Annotated in this window: 16 protein-coding genes; 7 read left to right on the forward strand and 9 right to left on the reverse strand. The window is 48.2% G+C overall.

All coding sequences use genetic code 11. From position 1 onward, the window contains the following. Nucleotides 1–50 precede the first annotated feature (50 nt). Nucleotides 51–497: a DUF3127 domain-containing protein gene (locus ACWJAO_RS05505; protein ID WP_117727805.1), complete on the forward strand. Its 447-nt coding sequence runs from the start codon at nucleotides 51–53 to the stop codon at nucleotides 495–497. Nucleotides 498–661: 164 nt separating this feature from the next. Here the strand turns inward: ACWJAO_RS05505 and ACWJAO_RS05510 are convergent, their stop codons facing one another. The 3 genes from ACWJAO_RS05510 to ACWJAO_RS05520 form a co-directional block, all read right to left on the reverse strand. After that, the gene (locus tag ACWJAO_RS05510; RefSeq protein ID WP_287597602.1) at nucleotides 662–1,837 is read right to left on the reverse strand and encodes an MFS transporter; all 1,176 of its coding nucleotides are present in this window, start codon (nucleotides 1,835–1,837) and stop codon (nucleotides 662–664) included. 44 nt (nucleotides 1,838–1,881) lie between these two features. Then, the gene (gene nudC, locus ACWJAO_RS05515) at nucleotides 1,882–2,655 is read right to left on the reverse strand and encodes an NAD(+) diphosphatase (RefSeq protein ID WP_288574508.1); all 774 of its coding nucleotides are present in this window, start codon (nucleotides 2,653–2,655) and stop codon (nucleotides 1,882–1,884) included. A 72-nt stretch (nucleotides 2,656–2,727) separates the two neighbouring features. After that, entirely contained in the window at nucleotides 2,728–4,491 is a 1,764-nt protein-coding gene (locus ACWJAO_RS05520; protein WP_449139533.1) for a bifunctional metallophosphatase/5'-nucleotidase, read from the reverse strand. A gap of 148 nt (nucleotides 4,492–4,639) precedes the next feature. Between ACWJAO_RS05520 and ACWJAO_RS05525 the strand changes: the two genes are divergently transcribed. Further along, on the forward strand, nucleotides 4,640–5,425 hold the full coding sequence (locus ACWJAO_RS05525; protein ID WP_449139534.1) for a DnaJ domain-containing protein: 786 nt from the start codon (nucleotides 4,640–4,642) through the stop codon (nucleotides 5,423–5,425). Nucleotides 5,426–5,614: 189 nt separating this feature from the next. Here ACWJAO_RS05525 and ACWJAO_RS05530 read toward each other — a convergent pair whose 3' ends face one another. From ACWJAO_RS05530 to ACWJAO_RS05555, 6 genes are all read right to left on the reverse strand, one after another. Next, entirely contained in the window at nucleotides 5,615–6,931 is a 1,317-nt protein-coding gene (locus ACWJAO_RS05530; RefSeq protein ID WP_449139535.1) for a zinc ribbon domain-containing protein, read from the reverse strand. A 115-nt stretch (nucleotides 6,932–7,046) separates the two neighbouring features. Beyond that, the gene (locus tag ACWJAO_RS05535; RefSeq protein WP_449139536.1) at nucleotides 7,047–7,733 is read right to left on the reverse strand and encodes a glycoside hydrolase family 25 protein; all 687 of its coding nucleotides are present in this window, start codon (nucleotides 7,731–7,733) and stop codon (nucleotides 7,047–7,049) included. 159 nt (nucleotides 7,734–7,892) lie between these two features. Continuing rightward, nucleotides 7,893–8,588 carry a hypothetical protein gene (locus ACWJAO_RS05540; protein ID WP_118190628.1) on the reverse strand — a complete coding sequence of 232 codons (696 nt, stop codon included), beginning with the start codon at nucleotides 8,586–8,588 and terminating at the stop codon, nucleotides 7,893–7,895. A 95-nt stretch (nucleotides 8,589–8,683) separates the two neighbouring features. Next, on the reverse strand, nucleotides 8,684–9,994 hold the full coding sequence (locus ACWJAO_RS05545; RefSeq protein WP_449139537.1) for a Na+/H+ antiporter NhaC family protein: 1,311 nt from the start codon (nucleotides 9,992–9,994) through the stop codon (nucleotides 8,684–8,686). An 18-nt stretch (nucleotides 9,995–10,012) separates the two neighbouring features. Continuing rightward, nucleotides 10,013–11,509: a UxaA family hydrolase gene (locus ACWJAO_RS05550; RefSeq protein ID WP_449139538.1), complete on the reverse strand. Its 1,497-nt coding sequence runs from the start codon at nucleotides 11,507–11,509 to the stop codon at nucleotides 10,013–10,015. Nucleotides 11,510–11,599: 90 nt separating this feature from the next. Further along, a complete protein-coding gene (locus ACWJAO_RS05555; RefSeq protein ID WP_449139539.1) occupies nucleotides 11,600–12,664 on the reverse strand; it encodes a LacI family DNA-binding transcriptional regulator in 1,065 nt (354 codons plus the stop codon). Between the two features lie 395 nt (nucleotides 12,665–13,059). On the opposite strand from ACWJAO_RS05555, the gene ACWJAO_RS05560 reads away from it, so the two are divergent. From ACWJAO_RS05560 to ACWJAO_RS05580, 5 genes are all read left to right on the forward strand, one after another. Beyond that, nucleotides 13,060–14,082, forward strand: coding sequence for a PfkB family carbohydrate kinase (locus ACWJAO_RS05560; RefSeq protein WP_449139540.1), 1,023 nt, complete (start codon nucleotides 13,060–13,062; stop codon nucleotides 14,080–14,082). 93 nt (nucleotides 14,083–14,175) lie between these two features. After that, complete coding sequence (locus tag ACWJAO_RS05565) at nucleotides 14,176–14,847, forward strand: bifunctional 4-hydroxy-2-oxoglutarate aldolase/2-dehydro-3-deoxy-phosphogluconate aldolase (RefSeq protein ID WP_006846600.1); 672 nt, start codon at nucleotides 14,176–14,178, stop codon at nucleotides 14,845–14,847. 54 nt (nucleotides 14,848–14,901) lie between these two features. Then, a complete protein-coding gene (locus ACWJAO_RS05570; protein WP_449139541.1) occupies nucleotides 14,902–18,249 on the forward strand; it encodes a DUF5112 domain-containing protein in 3,348 nt (1,115 codons plus the stop codon). 20 nt (nucleotides 18,250–18,269) lie between these two features. Continuing rightward, the gene (locus ACWJAO_RS05575; RefSeq protein ID WP_449139542.1) at nucleotides 18,270–18,995 is read left to right on the forward strand and encodes a DUF5932 domain-containing protein; all 726 of its coding nucleotides are present in this window, start codon (nucleotides 18,270–18,272) and stop codon (nucleotides 18,993–18,995) included. Nucleotides 18,996–19,210: 215 nt separating this feature from the next. Beyond that, on the forward strand, nucleotides 19,211–19,798 hold the full coding sequence (locus tag ACWJAO_RS05580; RefSeq protein ID WP_296079754.1) for an AbgT family transporter: 588 nt from the start codon (nucleotides 19,211–19,213) through the stop codon (nucleotides 19,796–19,798). The last annotated feature ends 56 nt before the right edge of the window (nucleotides 19,799–19,854 follow it).

Raw genomic sequence — 19,854 nt, forward strand, 5'->3', positions numbered from 1 at the left:
GAAAGAAAAAAACACCCTTTAAACAAAGGAAAAACTTTAAATATTATCATATGGAATTACAAGGAAAGGTTATTGCCGTTTTGCCTGAAAGAAGCGGCGTCTCTGCAAGAGGAGAGTGGAAAGCTCAGTCGTTCGTAATTGAAACTCATGAGCAGTATCCAAAGAAATTGTGCTTTGATGTTTTCGGAGCAGACCGTCTGGCTCAGTTCAATATTCAGAGTGGTGAGGAACTTCTGGTTTCTTTCGACATCGATGCTCACGAGTATCAGGGCCGTTGGTTCAATAGCATCCGCGCCTGGAACATCCAGCGTGTTGATCCTAACGCCGTAGCTGGTGCTATGGGTGGAATGCAGCCAGGTGCGTTTCCTCCTGTAGGTGCTCCTGTAGCTCCTGCTCAGCCAGCAGCTCCTGCTAATGGTGCAACTGCAGCATTCCCTCCAGTTCAGCCTGCAGCTCCTGCAGCTGAGGGTGGTAGCGCAGATGATCTTCCTTTCTAATATAGAAAAGTAAGATAAAAACAAGAGCACTTCGCCTGAGACTTTCTTCTGTCTCGGATGAAGTGCTCTTTTTTGTTCAATTAATTTTTTTCTTAATCCTATCTTCTGTTTTCTTTATGATTACCTATTGAGGATAGTCTTATTTATTCTTTTGTCAACAACTTTTATTCTCTCCGTCTCTTCTCAAAGAATTGTTTTGAGGCAGCAAAGAAGAGGAGAACTGAAGCTGCATTTTCTATCGCAACCATCCAGAATGTTCCGTTGTAACCGAAATGTTCTGCCACAACTCCACCTAGCAGACAGCCGATTCCGAAGCCCAAATCCCAACCTGTAAGAATGCTGCTGTTTGCCGTTCCACGCTGGTCGTGACGAGCCACATTAATAAACATGTTGAGAAAGGCTGGGTAAAGATGACCGTTGCCCAGGCCGATAAGACAAGCCGAAAGATAATAGGCTACCGGGTGCTTGACGGCAACAAAGATGATGAAACCAACAAGCGAAAGCAGCATTCCTTCGGCCGCATTCTGGGTAAGTTTGCCCTGGCTCAAAGCTTTTCTTCCCTGCAGTCTTGACAGGAACAGACCCATGGAAAGAAGGGCGAAATAAGTGCCCGTTCCGCCCGTAATTCCGAGTTCCTCCTTGCTGTAGATTGCGAGATAATTGCTCAGAACGCCCCAGCAGAAACCGAACATGGCGATGTTGATGGCAAGGAGCCAGGCACGCGTCAGGAAGAAGCGGTCGAGAGAAAGCTTCTCCTTGTTCTTAACGATTTCCTTTTCGGGAAGGCGGATGGTTCCTGCAATCACAACTGAGGCAATCGCCACGATGAAAGCTATCCAGAAGAGAATCATGTAACTGTCTACCGCATTATGGAGATAGATTCCGATGGATGGAGCAATTGCCATGGCAAAATTGTTGCTCAGTCCGTAGAGTCCGATTCCTTCATTTCTCCTACTTGCCGGAAGAACGTCGATGGCGCAGGTGCTGTTGGCAACCGTTACGGCTCCGAACGGACCTCCGTGCAGGGTTCTGCAGATGGCAAACATCAGGATGGTGCTGGCTGCAATATAGCCGGCAAAGAAGATGGCGAAGGCCGTGAGACAGACCATCAGAACCTTCTTGCGCGAAAAGCTGTCAACCACATATCCGCTGAACGGACGAATGATGAGGGCGGCAACCGTATAGCCGCTCAGCACAATTCCAATCACATCTTTCGTGGCTCCAAAATTTTCGCTCAGATAGAGAGGGAGCAAAGGTGTGAGCAGATAGAAGGCGAAATACAACAGAAAGTTGGTAGTCATCACCTTGATGTAGTTTGCATTCCAAAGTTTCTCTTTCATCATTTTTTAGAGTTTATCCTCACTTTTAGAGTTTGTCCTCATTATTAGAGTTTGTCCGCCAGCCAGGCGTCGATGAGTTTTCGGGCGATGGAAAGTTTCTCTGGGAGAATAGGGAGATTCTCTTTCGTGAACCATTTACCACGAGAGAGTTCTTCTTTCTGAAGATGAATTTCTCCATCTACGTATTCTGCCGAGAAGCCAATCATCAGACCGCTCGGATAAGGCCAAGGCTGGGAGCCGAAATATTTCAAGTTCTTGATAGTCAGACCGGTTTCTTCCATTACTTCACGATGAACCGCCTCTTCCAGATTCTCGCCAGTCTCTACGAAACCAGCCACGAGACTGTCGAAATTTCCCTTGAAATTGCGAGCGTGTACCAGCAAGACCTGATCATCTTTCTTAATCAGAACGATGATGGCTGTGGCAAGCGAAGGCCAGACCTGTTTGCCGCATTCTGTACATTTCTTACTGATGTCGGTTGCCATTTTCATCGGAGCTCCGCAAACGCCGCAGAATTGGGTATTCATGTCCCAATAGTTGAGTTCCTGACACTTTCCTGCTTTCTGGTAAAGGGCAGGAGAGAGTTTGTAGAAACTAGGGCGCAAGCCGCACATTTCGTACTTCGGATTGCCGGTAACGGGCTCAGGAATGGTGAAGGTCTTTACCTCTGTTCCGTCTTCCATCGTGGTAATGTTGAGAATGTGAGTCCAAGGCTTTGTTGGGATTGGACTCTCTTCTGAACAAGGAATCGTATAGGTTCCGTCTTCTTTCTTTTCGAGCAAGAGATCAGTCTTGCAAAATATAAACCAATACTTCATTCTTTATTTTGAACTTATTTGCTTTTGTACTTTGAGCTTTATAATATGCTTTTCTAGAAGCGTTTCAAGGAGCTATTCCTTCTTACCGAACAGCAATTCAAAATCGCGCTGGGCAGCTGGCTTGGTCCATGCTTCCGGCACAAACTTCCAGTTGTTGTTTGGTTTTGCATCAACCGTTCCCATCTTTTCAATTTCTTCCATCAGATAGTAGCGCTGGTCGCGCTTGCTGCGATAGATGATTCGGCTTTCAAGACTGTCTTTCGGGATTCCGGCACCCTTGGTAAGGAGTTCGCCGCCGCCATTTCCACGATAGCTGTTAACGGCTACCTTGTACCATTTCTTCTCATCGAAAGGTTCGCCGTTGCTCATGCGCAGAATCTTCACCTTCTCGCCATCTGGCTTGGTTACGTCAACTTCGTAATCGATTCCCGCAGCACTATCAAAGTTGAACGAGAGATTCTTGAAACCGAGGCGTTGCTGGTCGCCAGCGGTCTTCTCATCGAGCAGCAGGAGATGGTCGTCCGGGCTCTTCATGGTGTTCACCCAGAGGTCGTAACTCATTTCCAGATGCTTTCTGATTTCTTCGCCCGTCATGCGCATTACGTAGAGCTGATTCTCATATTTATAGAGATTGAACATGTCGCTCACACAGATTGGACCGGCGTTGAGAACCGAGTTGAACTGAAGGGGAGCGTTGAACGAAATGTCGGCATTTGTAATCTGCAACTGGAGGTTGAGGATGAAATCGTTGAAGGCAGAATTACCGAAGAACTGGTCGCGGCTGTAGATGGTATTTTTAAAGTTGCCTATCTGCTTGCCCACATATTTCTTTACTTCCGCAATCTGAGGCTCGAATGCCTTCATGAAATCCTCGTCGATAGGACAATCTGTCACATCTACAATCTTGCCTGTCACTTTCTTGTCAGTAACCATCAGTTGCTTCTTCCCGTTCACCTTCTTCTTGTTGAGGGTGAGGGTTATTTCAGCATCTGCCACGCTAATGGCGTTGTTGGCAGGGTCCAGACAAACCACCTGCTTTCCGTCTGCGTTGGTAATGGTTTCGTTGTCGCGCGTATGGTCGTGACCGAAGAGAATCAGGTCGAAGCCCGGCACTTCTTTTGCCACCTTGATAGAGGCGTCTTCATCATACTCTGCAGTCTGAATGCCTCCGTCTTTTCCGCTATGGAAGAGGCCGATGATGACATCCGGTTTCTCATTTTCCTGAAGATATTTCACCCATTTGCGGGCGTTTGTTACCATATTCTCAAATTTCAGTCCGCTCCAGAGATTCTCCGTGAGCCAGTTTGGAATGGCAGGAGTAATCATTCCCAAGACAGCCACCTTTACGCCTTCGCGGTTCAGGATAAGGTAAGGCTTGACATAAGGCTCGCCTGTAGAAGTGCTGATGATGTTGGAACCAAGAACTGGGCAGTTGAGTTCTTTTATCCATTTGTCGTAAACCGGATGACCCGTCTCAATATCATGATTTCCAAATACTTGCGCATCATACTTCATGTAGTTTACCACATCGGCAGACACGTTTCTTGCCTCTGTGTTTACATAATTATAATAATAGCAGGTAGGCTGGCCCTGCAGGATGTCGCCATTTTCCAAGAGGATGAGGTTATCCTTGTAGTCTTTACGCAAATTGTTGACGTAGGAAGAAACGCGCGCCAAGGTTCCTGCTTTTGGCTTACGGTTGATGAAATCGTAAGGGAAAAAAGAGCCGTGCACATCGCTTGTCTCTATCACTCTCAGTTTTACGGTACGTTGTTGTGCCATCGCTTGTGAATTGAATGTTAGCGCCAGAAGAAGCGCCGCAAATAATTGTTTCATATTAATTAATGTATTACTTTTGAGTAATGAAAGCCCATCAGATGAGCTCTGTTTCCTATTTTCTCTGCAAAAGTACAAAAAAGAACTTAAATAGGCATACTTTTTGTAGGATATTTTTTAAAAACAAAAAAATAGGAGGTTTTATAATATGGCATTTGTTGATTATTACAAGATTCTCGGCGTAGACAAGAACATTCCACAGAAGGATGTGAGAGCTGCGTATCGTAAACGTGCAAAACAGTTTCACCCAGATTTGCACCCTAACGACCCGAAGGCGAAGGCTAAGTTCCAGGCGCTAAACGAGGCGTATGAGGTGATTTCTGACCCAGATAAGCGTGCTAAATACGACCAGTATGGCGAACAATGGAAGAATGCTGATGCATTCGGAGGTTTCGGCGGAGCTGGTGGAGCAGGCGGTTCCGGAAGCTATGGTGGAGCAGGTGGAAATCCATTCGAAGGTTTCGACTTCAGCCAGTTTGGCGGAGGTGGAGGCTTCTCCAGCTTCTTCGAAAATCTCTTCGGAGGCCGTGGCAGAAGTCAGCAGTCGGCAGGTGGATTCGGTTCTGGCAACTTTGGTGGCTTTAATGGGGCTGGCTATGGAGCTGGTGCTGATTTTGGTACTGGCGGTTGTGGCGGCGGTTGCGGCCAGAATGCCCGTGCCAATAACGGCGAAATGAACATGAATGTGAACATCGACCTTTACACGGCTCTGTTGGGAGGTGAAGGAATCATTAAATTGAGTAATGGTTCTAAAATCAAACTGAAGATTAAACCGGAAACGCAGAATGGTACGAAGGTTCGTGTTCGCGGAAAAGGATACGACCGAGGTGATGGAACCTTTGGCGACCTGATGATTACTTTTAACGTGAAGTTGCCAACCGGGTTGAATGAAAAGCAGAAAGATTTGCTCCGTCAGATGAAGGATGCAAAGTAGTTTCTGTAGGAAGGGAACAGGTTCTCGGACATGAGAACTTTCCCGAAACATGAAAGCAAAAAAGAAACGCCCTGCAAGAAGGGAACATTCAGAAATGAAGTTCCTGTTCTTGCAGGGCATTTTTTTCTATTTATCTTTAAACGATTCTCTGAAATTAAAATCGCTTCGTCTCAGATGAGTCTTTATTTATTATTCTGCTGCATTAATCTTCGACATGTTGAACGCAGAAACCTTGCCGTCTGGCGATACGGTTGCGTTGATTTTGAAATGGTTGGTTTTCTTCGTGCCGTCGGTAAGTTGAACTTCCTCACGGGCTGAGAACTGAACCTGATATTCATAATCTTCGTCACCCACCTCGCGCTTCTTGATCTGGTAATCGTTGGTAAGGAACCAGTTCAGGTTGGTCACGTCATCCTTATAAAGCTTATTCATAAAGGTAACAACATCTGCCTTGGTAGCTGAATTCTTGCCCAGGAGAGAAGAGAGAATATCTTCGCATGAAGCCTGCAAACCATCTGCGTCGCGGGTATTGATGCTCTGGAAGAAATGGCGGAACAGACTGCTTATCATGTCTTTCTCTTCTGGCTGCAAATCTCTGCTCTTGGCTTTCTTCATCGCATTCTCAGCCTCTTCGATATGTGAACCGTCAGCATGAGCGGCGAGATAAGCCTGATAAGCTTCCACATTATCAGCATTCTTGGCTACATTCCAGTCGATGGAATCTATCTTGTTCAGAACCTCCTGCTTGTGCGGACTGTTTGGGTATTTGTCGAGATAAGCCTGCAGGGCCTCTTTCGAACCGCTAACTACGGCGTTGGTCCAGTCCTGATCAGTCTGCTTCAGGAGTTCAAGGTGAGCCATGATGGAATCACGATGCGCCTCGTCAGCATCCTTGTAAGTATCGAGGTAACTCTGCAGAACCATCGGGTCGCTACTCTGCATGGCATACTCGTAAGCTTCCAGTTCCTTATTCTTATTGGCACTATCGTAGAAATAATAGAAGATGCCACAAACGAGGAAGGCGAAAATAAGCGAGATGATGATAACGCCACGGTTGCTCTTTTTCTTTTCCTGGGTTCCTTCTCCGTTTCCGCCGTTCTGGGAATGGGTCTGCTGTGGGCGAACCGGTGGAACAGGAGGAGTAGGAGGGGTTGCTGTTCTGACAGGCGCTTGAGGACGGGTCTGCTGTCTGAGCATTTCCTGACGGCGCATTTCCTCTTGTCTGATAGCATTCTGCTTGTCTGCATTTTCTGTTTCTTGCTGCTGAGCCATAGAAGGAGCCTGGTTTGCAGGAACCTGCTGGTTCATTCCTGCCTGAGGAGTCATTCTTGTGAGCGAAGGATTCAGTTCGTGGCAGTTTGGACACATTTCCAGATTGCTGAAATAAACCTCGCCGCAATTTGGGCATTTGGTAATTTTGCCTGCTATTTCTACTCCGCAACTAGGGCAGGTAGGTGCTTTATCGCTAATTTGGCGTCCGCATTCCGGACATTTGATAATTGCCATAATTCTATTTTATGTTTATTGATTTACTTAATAATATTGATATTTCTGACCAATAGAACCCAAACCACGAAGCTAATCATAAAGTTCAAAGTTCCATATTCAAAGTTCAAAGTCCTTATCTGTGTCTGAATCTGATTTCCCTCAGGCGATGGCGCCCCATAAAACGGCTTTTGTCAACATAGCCGTTTATTCCGTTGAGCCTGCCCTTACCCGTATATTGCCACATTTCGAAATCCCTACCATCGCGCAGCACAGGTATGCGCTTCGTATACTGGGCAATCATCAGCTTGTAGCTGTCGAGTTTGCCCAGCAGATAGTTATCATAGAAATTGGCTCCCGTATAGATGAGGGGCTTTTGCTTGTATGCTTTTTCTACAAGATGAAGAAACTTGAAAAGCGAATCGCAGAATTCTTCTGTATTCATGCCGCTTTTCGTCTCCACGTCAATCATCGGCAGAAGGTCCTGATCTCCCGGACGGCATTGGGCCATGAAGTTTTCCAGCTGCGTCTGCTGCGGGATACGGGCTCTGTAGAAATGATAAGAACCCACTTTCATTCCGTAGCGATGAGCCAGGTCGATATTCTGCTTGTATTTGCTGTCGATGTTGGTTCCTCCCTCGGTAGCTTTCAGATAAACGTAAGCCATCTTAGAGTTGTCACCCACGGTTTCCCAGAACACGTTGCCCTGATAATGACTCAAGTCGATGCCGTGAACGTGCTGACAAGTGTCTTCGCATTGCACCTGGGCATGGGCGCCCAAGGCAATAATGGATGCTATAATAGAGATAAATAACTTTTTCATAGATGCAAAGATACGAAAATCAGATGAAAATCGTACTACTAAGAGATTAATTTTATAGATATTTTACTCTTCGCCCTGAAGAATCCCTGATTAGCCCCTTCAATCATTCCAGAAACAAGCCTCTTTCCTTCGGAAACATTCTTCAAATCTTTCTGAAATTTACTCCTCTATCTCAGATAATGAACGGAAGAAATTGTTCATGAAATTGCTCATGGTTTCTATCGGAGCATATTGCAGATAGCGCATGCTGCGGCGCAGATTCTTGCGCATGGTTCCCCCCGTGGTGCGTACAAAGCCGCTACTGGTCTGCTCAAACTGGATGGCCTGCTGGTCCATGATGTTATAGTAGAGCGAACGGAGCGTCAGCTTGTAGGCACCTCTTTCTATGTGATGAACGAAAGGGATTTCGTCCTGTTCGAAATCGAAGAAGGTGATGAGCACGCTTCCTTCCAACTGGGCGATTCTTTGGATACGGAGCTTGGCGAGCCACTTCTCCAGTTTTACGAAATCTACCTTGTCGCCTCGGGTTCTCAGATAGTCTCCCAGCTGGATGATTCCTCTGAGATTGATGCCGTTAGCCAGCATTCCATTTACGTTTGCCACGATAATGCGCAGCAGATAAATGGTCTCGATAGAAGTATCGATGGCGTGGCGTTCGTCTTCCTGTATCTTGCTGAGTCGGCGGTTCAGAAAACTGTTGTTCATCTTCACCTCTCCTGCAGGAACATCATTCACGTTCTTGAGCATCTGAGCTATCTTTTTCTTCTTAAAGGTAGTCATCGGTTCCATTTCTTCCTTAATGCCGAAGTTGTCGGCACGGAGCTTAGTAAAAAGGTTGCGCTGAAGAAAATTCATAAGCCTTGTTCTTAAAATAATAGTCAATAATAAAGTATTCCTGTCAAGAAATCTCTAACGCAGAAGGAAACCATCCTCTGTTTTGAGAAGTCTTCCTAACTATATCTCCTAGGATAGCGCAGGAGGATGGCCAGCAGGGCTGCCACACCTATCGCCAGCGGATAGTAGAGATAAGGAAGAATGTCCATCGGACTGAGATTGGCCAGACCGGCTGCCAGAAGCATCTGCACGCCATAAGGAATCAGTCCCTGAACCATGCACGAGAAGGTGTCGAGAATGCTGGCTGCCTTGCGGTTGTCTACGCCAAACCGGTCGCCTATTTTTTTCGAAATATTTCCTACTGTCAGAATCGCTACCGTGTTGTTGGCTGTACAGATGTTCACCATCGAAACGAGGGCGGCGATAGAAAGTTCGGCTCCACGCTTACTGTTTACGTGGGCTGTAATCTTGTTGATGATGAAATCGATTCCGCCGTTTTCGCGGATGATTTCGAGCATACCACCTGCCATCATGGCGATGATAATGAGTTCGCCCATGCCGATAATGCCGTTGCCCATGGCCGAAAACCAGCCAAAGAGGTCGTAGCTTCCGGATGCGCCCAGAAGATGACTGCCTATGCCGATGGCGCCACAGAGTAGGGTGCCCAGGGTGAGAACAGCCATTACGTTCATGCCGGCAATAGCGGTAATGAGGACGATGAGGTAAGGCAATACTTTCATGTATTCTACCTCGTTGATGTGGGTAGGTGCCTGAAGACCGATTCCCATGACAGAATAGGCGATGAGGACGAGTACGGCGGCAGGACCCACAATCATGAAGTTGACCTTGAACTTATCGCTCATCTTGCAGTTCTGCGTCTGCGTAGCAACGACGGTCGTATCGGAGATAAACGAGAGGTTGTCGCCGAAATAAGCGCCACCTACGATGATGGCGGTCATCATGCCTACGTTAGCATCCATCGAGTGGGCCAGTCCGGCGGCTATCGGAACCAGAGCCACAACGGTTCCCACACTTGTTCCGATAGATACGGAGATAAAGCAGGCAGCCAGGAAGAGTCCTGGCAGAATCATGCTGGCTGGCAGGATGCTGAGCGCCAGGTTGACGGTTGCATCAACGGCTCCCATCGCCTTGGCTGATGCGGCAAACGAACCAGCCAGCACGTAAATCCAGAGCATGAGCATCAGGTTGTTGGCGCCGGCTCCCTTGCTGTATGTGTCCACTCGTTTCCTGACAGGCATTCCGCCGGAAATAGCCACGGCATAAATGCTCGAAATCATGAACGCTACTGTGAGCGAGAGGCTGGTGTCCTTATGGCTGCTGTCTACCGAATAAGCGGTAAAAGCAACGATGAGGACTATCAGCAAAAATAATGGCGATAACGCCAACAAACCTTTTTTATTACTCATACTTCTTTATTATTCTTATTACAGAGTTACTCCATTCTTGAAGATGGAGATTTCACGATAACCATTGTACTCGTTGCGAGCCTCCTCGCCACTTGCTACGGCTATAATCTTATCAATAAACTTGCTTACCAAGTCTTTCATTTCTACACCTTCTACCAGAGCGCCGGCGTTGAAGTCAATCCAGTTTGGCTTGTTCTTAGCCAGATTGCTGTTGGTAGAAATCTTCATCGTTGGTACGAAGGTTCCGAATGGGGTTCCGCGACCTGTGGTGAAGAGTACGAGCTGGCAACCTGCTGAAGCCAGAGCTGTGGCTGCTACAAGGTCGTTACCCGGAGCTGAAAGCAGGTTCAAACCGGTTGTCTCCAGACGGTTGCCATACTGGAGCACGCCGCTTACCGGAGCACGTCCGCACTTCTGGGTGCAACCCAAAGCCTTATCTTCGAGGGTAGAGATACCACCTGCCTTGTTACCTGGAGAAGGGTTCTCGCCAACTGGTTCACCATGGCTCAGGAAGTACTCCTTGAAGTCGTTAATCAGGTGAACGGTCTTGTCGAAGAGTTCCTTATTTTCGCAACGGTTCATCAGAATGGTTTCTGCGCCAAACATTTCCGGCACCTCTGTCAGGATGCTTGTGCCGCCCTGAGCTACGAGCCAGTCGCTAAATTCACCTACCAATGGGTTGGCTGTAATTCCGCTGAAGCCGTCAGAACCGCCACACTTCAAACCTACGCGCAGTTTGTTTACCGGAACTTCCTCGCGCTTGTCTTCCTTAGCCTGGGCATAGAGGTTGCGCAGAATCTTCATGCCTTCCTCGAGCTCATCGCCTTCAACCTTCTGTGTTACAAGAAGTTTGATGCGGTCGTGATCATAGTCGCCGAGCATCTTCATGAAATCATCTGGCTGGTTGTTCTCGCAGCCGAGCGAGAGAACGAGCACGGCACCTGCGTTTGGATGCAGACAAATATCGCGAAGCACCTTGCGGGTATTCTCATGGTCGCCCGAGAGCTGTGAGCAACCGAAGTTGTGGTGCCATGCATGGATGGCGTCAATACCTTCGCAGCCTGTTTCTTTCTTGAGGAGTTCTACCAGTTTCTCAGCCACGCCGTTAACGCAGCCCACGGTAGGAACTACCCACACTTCGTTTCTTACGCCTACTTCGCCATTCTTGCGAACGTAGCCCTTGAAGGTGCGGTTTTCCTTAGCGATATTCAGCTGCTCGTCTACCGGGTTGTAGGTATATTCGAGTGTACCTGCAAGATTGGTCTTGAGGTTGTTCTCGTTTACCCATTCGCCCGCCTTGAGATCGGTCTTTGCGTGACCGATAGGGTAGCCATACTTCAGGATGTCTGTACCCTCGGCTGCATCGTTGATGAGCACCTTGTGTCCTGCAGGAGTATCCTGCAATAATGTGATGGCCTTGCCATCTACTTCAATCGTTTCACCCTTCTTCATAGGGCGCAAGCAAACCACTACCGAGTCGGCAGGGTTAATCTTGATAAAACTTGATTGTTCCATACGTAGTCTGTCTTTTATTTATTGTTTATAATTTATAATGTTCCTGTATGAATTGTCTTCCATGCGGAAGCCCTGTTCTGCCCGATAGCCTTAGAGCTGGGTTCTGCGATAGAAATCTACGTTTTCCTTCATCAGCAGCTCGATAGGCATATAGTTTACCGGCGTAACTTTCTTCTTCAGCACGATGGCCTGGAAGAGCGTCTCTACGCAGGAGTAGCCCTGCATGTAGGCGTGCTGGGCGACGAGGAAGGAGATGCTTCCTTCGCGCAGACAGCGGGCGTTTTTCTCTACCATATCATAGCCCATGATCTGAACGTAGCGGCGGTTGGTCTTCAGCAGGAAGTCGCCCACGATATGCGCCTTCGAAGTCATGGTAATGCAATGGTGCACGTTAGGATGCTCGGCAAAGAACTTCTCCAGCATTTTGGCATATTCTGCACGTGTTCCTATCAGCGGCAGGTCTAGCACGGTAATCTTCACGTTAGGGAAGTGGTCGTGCATGTAATGGCGGAATCCTACCTCTCGGTTGTCCTGCTGCTTGCTGACCACTCTTCCGTCTTTGGTTTGCCTCATGAGCATGATTTCATCTTCCTTTGCGGCTAACATCATCAGCATCTTGGCTGAGAAGAACCCCGAACAGAACGAATCCTGACCGTAGAAAGAGAGCGGACGGAGATCGGGCATGTAGGAGTCGAGCAGGATGAATGGGATGCCTTTGTGGTGCATCGCCTCGGTAAACTCGCGGGTTACATCGAGCGAAGAAGGCACCACGATGACTCCTTCCGGACTGGCCTCAAGAATCATGTTGCCTTCTTCGCGGAACGATTCCTCGTTGGAACGCTCATAGAAACGAATCTCTACGTCGATGTGGAAGTCACGTCGGGTATCTTCACATTTTTTTGCGCCTTCCTCAATCTCCTCCCAGTAAGCCTCCGATTCGTGTTTCGGAATCAGCAGGTAGAAGGTATAGGATTTGTTGTAAGCCAGAGCGCTAGCGTACACATTAGGCTGATAATTCATTTCCTTGAGGGCTTTCTCCACCTTGTCGCGTGCAGGTTTCGACACGTTAGGACGGTCGTGCAGGACTCGGTCTACGGTTCCAACGGATACGCCAGCTCTCTCGGCAATATCCTTGATTCTGATTTTTTCGGCCATTGTTTTTTAGCATTACGGGTCTTGTTGCCTCGCGTGTACTTATTATATAAGGAGCCTCTCCTGGGGGCTACGATAGATAAAACGTCGCAGGTACTTCCTAGCTGTGCACAGACCACAATTAGTATTAAGCAATTCTGTTGTGTGCGACCACAAGTACGAATTTTGCCGCAAATATACAACAATTTTTTGAATTGTGCGAAGACACAGCAACTTTTTTGCACGAAAAACAAAAAAAAATGCGATTTTATTTCGTTATTCGAGAAATTATGGTTATTTTTGCCCACGAAATTGAACGCCAACTAATAATTGAACTTCATTTCTCAACAAAAAAGTGGAATTTTAATTTGTTACTCATAACAAACAAAATAAAAACAAAAAAATTAAAACTATCAAACATGGCAAAAATTGTAACATTGGGCGAGATCATGCTTCGTTTATCACCAGAAGGCAATGATCGTTTCATTCAGAGTGAATCACTTCGTATCATCCCTGGTGGTGGTGAGGCTAACGTAGCTGTAAGCGTGGCTAACTATGGTCACGATGCTTACTTCGTATCTAAGCTCCCTAAGCACGAGATCGGTCAGATTGCTGTCAACGGTCTCCGTCGTTACGGCGTTAACACAGAGTTCATCGCTCGTGGTGGCGACCGCGTAGGTCTCTACTATGCTGAGACTGGTGCTTCTATGCGCCCATCCAAGGTAATCTACGACCGTGCACACAGCGCAATTGCTGAGGCTGACCCATCTGATTTCGATTTCGATAAGATTATGGAGGGTGCCCAGTGGTTCCATTGGAGCGGTATTACTCCAGCTATTAGCGACAAGGCTGCTGAGCTTACTAAGTTGGCTTGTGAGGCTGCTAAGCGTCACGGCGTAACTGTTTCTGTTGACCTCAACTTCCGCAAGAAGCTCTGGACTTCTGAGAAGGCTATCTCTGTTATGCGTCCTCTGATGAAGTATGTTGATGTTTGCATCGGTAATGAGGAAGATGCTCAGCTCTGCCTGGGCTTCAAGCCAGATGCTGACGTAGAGGGCGGTAAGACTGATGCTGAGGGTTACTACGGAATCTTCAAGGGCATGATGAAGGAGTTCGGCTTCAAGTATGTAGTTTCTACTCTCCGCGAGTCTCTTTCTGCTACACACAACGGCTGGAAGGCTCTCATCTATGATGGCAAGGAGTTCAATCAGAGCAAGCACTACGACATCAACCCTATCATCGACCGCGTAGGTGGTGGTGACTCTTTCTCAGGTGGTCTGATCCACGGTCTTCTTACCAAGGAGACTCAGGGCGAGGCTCTTGAGTTTGCGGTAGCTGCTTCTGCTTTGAAGCATACTATCCCTGGCGACTTCAACCTGGTATCTGCTGACGAGGTAGAGAGCCTGGCTGGCGGTAACGCCAATGGTCGCGTTCAGAGATAATTTAAGTGAAGAGGGAAGAGTGAAGAGGGAAAAAATCATTTGCTCTTCCTAATTTAACATTTAACATTTAAAATTTAACATTATAATAAGGTAATGGCAAAGTTTAGCAAAATGCAGGTTATGGCAGCCATGAAAGAGACTGGTATGGTACCTGTTTTCTTCAATAAGGATGTTGAAATCTGCAAGAACGTCATCAAGGCTTGTTACGAGGGTGGCGTACGTGTTTTCGAGTTTACTAACCGTGGTGATTTCGCTCACGAGATTTTCGGAGAATTGGTAAAGTGGGCTGACAAGGCTTGCCCTGAGATGATTCTGGGTGCCGGTACAGTTGTTGATGCTGGTACAGCTTCTCTGTATCTCCAGCTCGGCGCTAACTTCATCGTAGGCCCTAACTTCAACCCTGATATCGCTCCAGTTTGCAACCGTCGTCTGGTTCCTTATTCACCAGGTTGCGGTTCTGTAACTGAAATCAATAATGCTCAGGCTGCAGGTTGTGACGTAACAAAGGTATTCCCTGCAGGTAACGTAGGTGGTCCTTCATTCGTTAAGAACGTTATGGCACCTTTGCGTTGGAGCAACATCATGGTAACAGGTGCTGTAGAGCCAACAGAGGAGAATCTTACTCCTTGGATCAAGGCTGGCGTTCTCTGCGTAGGTATGGGCTCTAAGCTCTTCCCTAAGGAGACTGTTGCTGCTGGCGACTGGGCTGCCATCACAGCCAAGTGTCAGGAGGCTCTCGGTTATATCGCGAAGGCTCGCGCTTAATAAAGAGATTTTATTTTTCCATTCGAGATGCTAAATTTCGAATCATTTTGTTTTATGTCGCCATCATCAGTTCTGGTGGTGGCGGCTTTTTTTCTTTCAGCTTGTTCTCCTGCGAATAAGGCAAGGGTTGATGAGCTGAACGAGCAATCCTATGCTTATCATTACCGCAACCTCGATTCCACTAAAGTGCTGGCAGAAAGGGCTTTAAAGCTTTCAGAAGATTATCCTTCTGGTCGTGCCGAAGCCTACAACAACCTTGCCTTTGTATGCATAGCCAAGATGGATTATAAGGGAGCCAAGGGATGGCTGAAGAAGGTTGAAGAGGAGAGCGATAATCAGATTGAACTCGCTATTGCCGATGTTCAAAACATGCGACTCTGCCAGAGAGAATCGCACAACAAAGATTTTTATGCTTATCGCGAAAAGGCGATGAGGCGTTTGCGCAGAATTCGCGAAGAGGTGAATTCCATGCCCCCGAGGGAAAGCAAACGTGTGATTTATGCGAAATCTGAATTCAATATTGTTGCCGCCACCTATTTTTATTATGTGGGCTTAGACGAACCGATGTTTCAGGAACTGAACCGTCTGGACCCGGATGAGCTGGAACAGGATTCGGCACAATACCTCAACTATCTTTATAATTTCGGTTCGGGCGGAGCCATCGTCAAGGGAACCGAAAACGAAATTAATCAGGCGGAATTCGACCGGCTGATCAGCTGCTACATGCTGGCTAGCGATGCAGCAAATCCATATCCTTACTGGCAGGCTAACGCCCTGCAGTCTATTAGCGAGCACCTCAGAAAAGGGGAGGTGAGCGAATTCCTTATCCGCAACAACCTGCCGGCCTTCCAGTATCTCAACATCGAGCAGATGCCAAACAATCTGCTGGCAGGCAACTTTGCCCAGCGTGCCCTCAACCTCTTTTCGAGCTACGGAGATGTTTATCAAACCGCCGGAGCCAACCGTACGCTGGCAGAATGTTTCTGGGATATTCATGATTATTCTTCGGCACTCTCCTGTCTGAACCATGCCCTGAACGACAACAAGGCGATAGAGCAGGCTCCCGACCTTGTGGCGTCCATCCGCGAACAGCTTTGTCTGGTTTATTCGGCTATCGACGATAAGCAGCAGAGCGATTACAACCGCAACATCTATCTGGATTTGCAAGACCACTCCCGACAGGACCGCCAGCTCGAGGCACGTGCTACGGCGCTCGACGAGAACGCCCAGCAGCTCAACCTGATGATTGCTGCCGTGGTGGCGATGATTGTGCTCGTGGTGGTTCTGCTCTACGTTTTCGACCTCATGAAACGTAAGAAAATGAAGAACAAGTCGATGGACGAACTACTTGCACCTTTACGTGAATGGAGCAAGAATAACACTAAGAAAATCAACGAATTAAAAGATGAGCAAGAGGAGGTACAGGATAATCTGAACGTAACCCGACTGCACATCGAAGAAAACAAGAAACGCAATCTGGAGCAACGGGCTAAAATTTCGCTCGTAAACAGCATTACGCCTTTCATCGACCGCATGATCCATGAGGTAAACCGACTCTCAGAAGGGGGCGAAAGCGACGAGGTACGACGGGAGCGCTACCAGTATATCGCCGAACTCACGGATAAGATAAACCAGTATAACAACGTGCTTACGGAGTGGATTCAGATGCGCCAGGGCTCGCTCAGTCTGCGCATAGAGAGTTTCCCGCTCCAGGGGCTCTTCGATATTGTAGCCAAGGGCAAGATGAGTTTCCAGATGCAGGGCGTAACGCTCGAAGTAGAGCCGACAGATGCCGTGGTCAAGGCCGACCGCATCCTTACGCTCTTCATGATCAATACCATCGCCGATAATGCCCGCAAGTTTACACCCGAAGGCGGAAAGGTAACCATTAGCGCCAAGGTTTCTGACTTCGTGGAAATCAGCATCTCAGATACCGGAAAGGGTATGGACGAGGAGCAGCTGGCTCATGTCTTCGACCGGACCTATACAGGCGGCCACGGCTTCGGACTGCTCAACTGCAAGGGCATCATCGAGAAATATAAGAAGGTAAGTTCGCTCTTTGCCGGCTGTCAGATCAAGGCAGAAAGCAAGTTGGGCGAGGGGAGCCGTTTCAGTTTCCGTCTGCCTAAGGGCATCGCACGCCGAACCCATCAGCTGCTGGGCATCATCATCATGCTTTTCGTGCTGCTGTCGGCATCGGTCCAGCCTTGCGAGGCAAAGAAGACCAACGGCATCCGCCAACGCCACAATCATCTCAAGACGAACGTAGATGCCAATCTCCAGCGTGCCGACGATTTTGCCGATAGCGCCTATTACAGCAATATCAACGGCACCTACCAGCGCACCCTGGCTTTTGCCGATTCTTCGCGTTATTATCTCAACGCGTTCTACCTCTCGAAGTATCCCGACGGAAAGTATCTCATGGTGGCTCATCCGGAGGTGGGAATGGCGGCAGAACTCTATTGGATTCGCTCGGGGCTGCCTACCAATTATCACGTTATTCTCGACCTGAGAAACGAGTGTGCCGTGGCTGCCCTGGCGTTGCACCAATGGTCGCTCTACCAGAGTAACAACAAGGTTTATACCCAGCTGTTCCGCGAGATAAGTGCCGATAATACGCTCGGTAATTATGTGCACACGATGCAGCAGAGCGAGAACTCGAAGACCGTGGCTGTGGTGCTCCTCATCCTGTTGCTGCTGCAGTTGCCGCTGGCTTATTATCTCATTTATTACCGCCACGTGCTGAGCTACCGGTTTGCCATGATTGAACAGACCAAGGCTAAACGGACCGACGAGGCCGAACAGGAATCCCTGAAGCTGGAATTGCTGACCGATGAACTGCATCGTGCTGAATATGAGAACGATAAGCTACATATCTCCAATTCCGTGCTCGACAACTGTCTGTCTACGCTCAAGCACGAAACGATGTATTATCCTTCGCGCATCCGCCAGCTTATCGATTCGCAGCCCGATGATGTTGATTCGCTCAAGGAACTGGTAGATTATTATAAATCGCTCTATTCTCTGCTTAGCGCCCAGGCGATGGAGCAGGTAGAGGGCAACATCAAGGCAGATGATTTCCTGAACCGCTATCTTGTTTCTCTGATGCGCGGCAATTCCAATGATTACCATACCGGGGCGGCTGAGATTCCGGATTCTGCCTACGTGCGCTATTGGGTTGACCAGCAGGATGTGGCCTACGACGAGGCGCTCCATGCCCAGCTCTTCACTCCTCTCACGGGCGATTTGCGCTATCTGCTTTGCCGGCAGATTGTGAGGGAACTGGGCGAGGTAACCAATCTGCGTGGCTGCGGTATCAAGGCATGTAAGGGCGAAAAAGGTTGCCTTAGGATAGAGGCCTTGCTGCCTGCACGAATCAAATGGGAAAGTTTAAAATCATAAGAAAATAAAAATATTAGACAATGGAAAATTTTAAAGTCATCATAGTAGAAGACGTGCCCCTGGAACTGAAGGGCACAGAGGGAATCTTTAAAAACGATATTCCCGAGGCTGAAATCATCGGTACTGCCGAGAGCGAAATAGCCTATTGGAAACTCATCAAGCAGCAGTTGCCTGACCTGGTTCTGCTCGACCTGGGTCTGGGCGGTTCTACCACGGTAGGCGTAGAAATCTGCCGTCAGACCAAGGAGCAGTATCCTAACGTGAAGGTGCTCATCTTTACGGGAGAAATTCTGAACGAAAAGCTCTGGGTAGATGTGCTCGATGCGGGCTGCGACGGCATCATCCTGAAGAGTGGCGAACTCCTTACGCGTGGCGATGTGGCGAGCTGCATGGGAGGTAAGAAACTGGTGTTCAACCAGCCTATCCTTCAGAAGATAGTAGACCGTTTCAAGCGGAGCGTAAACAGCCAGCTGATGCGTCAGGAGGCTCTGGTGAATTACGAGATTGATGAGTATGATGAGCGTTTCCTTCGCCATCTTGCGCTGGGCTATACCAAGGAGCAGATTACCAACCTGCGCGAAATGCCTTTCGGCGTAAAGAGTCTGGAGAAGCGCCAGGCAGAACTGGTTCAGAAACTCTTTCCTGATGGCAACCACGGCATGGGCATCAACGCTACGCGCCTGGTAGTAAAAGCCTGCGAGCTCCGCATCCTCGATATCGACCATCTGCAGGCAGATGAAGAATAAAGTTTATATGTAAGTTTCAAGTTTCGCAAGTGAGGGAATTGATTGAAGTTAAAGAAGTTATCACTCCCTACGGTCGTTCGGGAAGTTAAGAGACAATAGTCTTCTAGCTTAAACATAGGACATTTGTCCCTTAACTTCCCTCTAACTTCTCTAACTTCCCTAACTTCCCTTAACTTCCTCACATGCAAAACTTCAGTATAAGTTCATTTTAAAGAATGTATAAGAAAGTATTGGCCTATCTGGCATTATCGTTGGGAATAGCCGAAGTAGTGGTGGTTCTGGTTTCGTGGCTGCTTACAGCTGCGATGCCCGAGTCGTTCACCCATTCGCTTACCAGCGCCGAGGGCATCCGCTGGTTTACGGGCCATTTCGTAGACCATCTCACTTCTGCCTGGCTCGTATGGCTGGTGCTCATCAGCATCACCATCGGGGTGGTAAAGCAGAGTAGGGTGCTCCATTTCGACCATACCCAGTATCGCCAGCGCACGGCTTTGCGCCTGATGCTCATCGAGTTGTGCATCTTTGTAGGTATCATGTTGGCGCTCACCCTCTTGCCCCATGCCATTCTGCTGAATGCCGTAGGAGCGCTCTTTCCGGGTCCGTTCTCGCAGAGTATCATTCCTTATATCTGTTTCTCGGTCATGGTGATGAGCATGAGTTACGGCATCATGAGCGAGAGCATCAAGGGCATCAGCCAGGTTTATGATGCGATGAATCTGGGCATCCGCCTCCTGTCGCCCTGCTTCCTTTTCTACATTCTCGTGATGCAACTCTATACCTCCATCCTTTATGTAATGGGATAAGATAAAAGCCCCCGATGCTCGTTTCCTTGCATCAGGGGCTCTTTTTTTATTATGGT

The organism is Segatella sp., assembly GCF_977051555.1.

Bases quoted from the DNA above. Each gene is read 5' to 3' on its own strand.
- ACWJAO_RS05505 (WP_117727805.1), top strand. From the start codon at position 51: ATGGAATTACAAGGAAAGGTTATTGCCGTTTTGCCTGAAAGAAGCGGC.
- ACWJAO_RS05510 (WP_287597602.1), bottom strand. From the start codon at position 1,837: ATGAAAGAGAAACTTTGGAATGCAAACTACATCAAGGTGATGACTACC.
- nudC (WP_288574508.1), bottom strand. From the start codon at position 2,655: ATGAAGTATTGGTTTATATTTTGCAAGACTGATCTCTTGCTCGAAAAG.
- ACWJAO_RS05520 (WP_449139533.1), bottom strand. From the start codon at position 4,491: ATGAAACAATTATTTGCGGCGCTTCTTCTGGCGCTAACATTCAATTCA.
- ACWJAO_RS05525 (WP_449139534.1), top strand. From the start codon at position 4,640: ATGGCATTTGTTGATTATTACAAGATTCTCGGCGTAGACAAGAACATT.
- ACWJAO_RS05530 (WP_449139535.1), bottom strand. From the start codon at position 6,931: ATGGCAATTATCAAATGTCCGGAATGCGGACGCCAAATTAGCGATAAA.
- ACWJAO_RS05535 (WP_449139536.1), bottom strand. From the start codon at position 7,733: ATGAAAAAGTTATTTATCTCTATTATAGCATCCATTATTGCCTTGGGC.
- ACWJAO_RS05540 (WP_118190628.1), bottom strand. From the start codon at position 8,588: ATGAATTTTCTTCAGCGCAACCTTTTTACTAAGCTCCGTGCCGACAAC.
- ACWJAO_RS05545 (WP_449139537.1), bottom strand. From the start codon at position 9,994: ATGAGTAATAAAAAAGGTTTGTTGGCGTTATCGCCATTATTTTTGCTG.
- ACWJAO_RS05550 (WP_449139538.1), bottom strand. From the start codon at position 11,509: ATGGAACAATCAAGTTTTATCAAGATTAACCCTGCCGACTCGGTAGTG.
- ACWJAO_RS05555 (WP_449139539.1), bottom strand. From the start codon at position 12,664: ATGGCCGAAAAAATCAGAATCAAGGATATTGCCGAGAGAGCTGGCGTA.
- ACWJAO_RS05560 (WP_449139540.1), top strand. From the start codon at position 13,060: ATGGCAAAAATTGTAACATTGGGCGAGATCATGCTTCGTTTATCACCA.
- ACWJAO_RS05565 (WP_006846600.1), top strand. From the start codon at position 14,176: ATGGCAAAGTTTAGCAAAATGCAGGTTATGGCAGCCATGAAAGAGACT.
- ACWJAO_RS05570 (WP_449139541.1), top strand. From the start codon at position 14,902: ATGTCGCCATCATCAGTTCTGGTGGTGGCGGCTTTTTTTCTTTCAGCT.
- ACWJAO_RS05575 (WP_449139542.1), top strand. From the start codon at position 18,270: ATGGAAAATTTTAAAGTCATCATAGTAGAAGACGTGCCCCTGGAACTG.
- ACWJAO_RS05580 (WP_296079754.1), top strand. From the start codon at position 19,211: ATGTATAAGAAAGTATTGGCCTATCTGGCATTATCGTTGGGAATAGCC.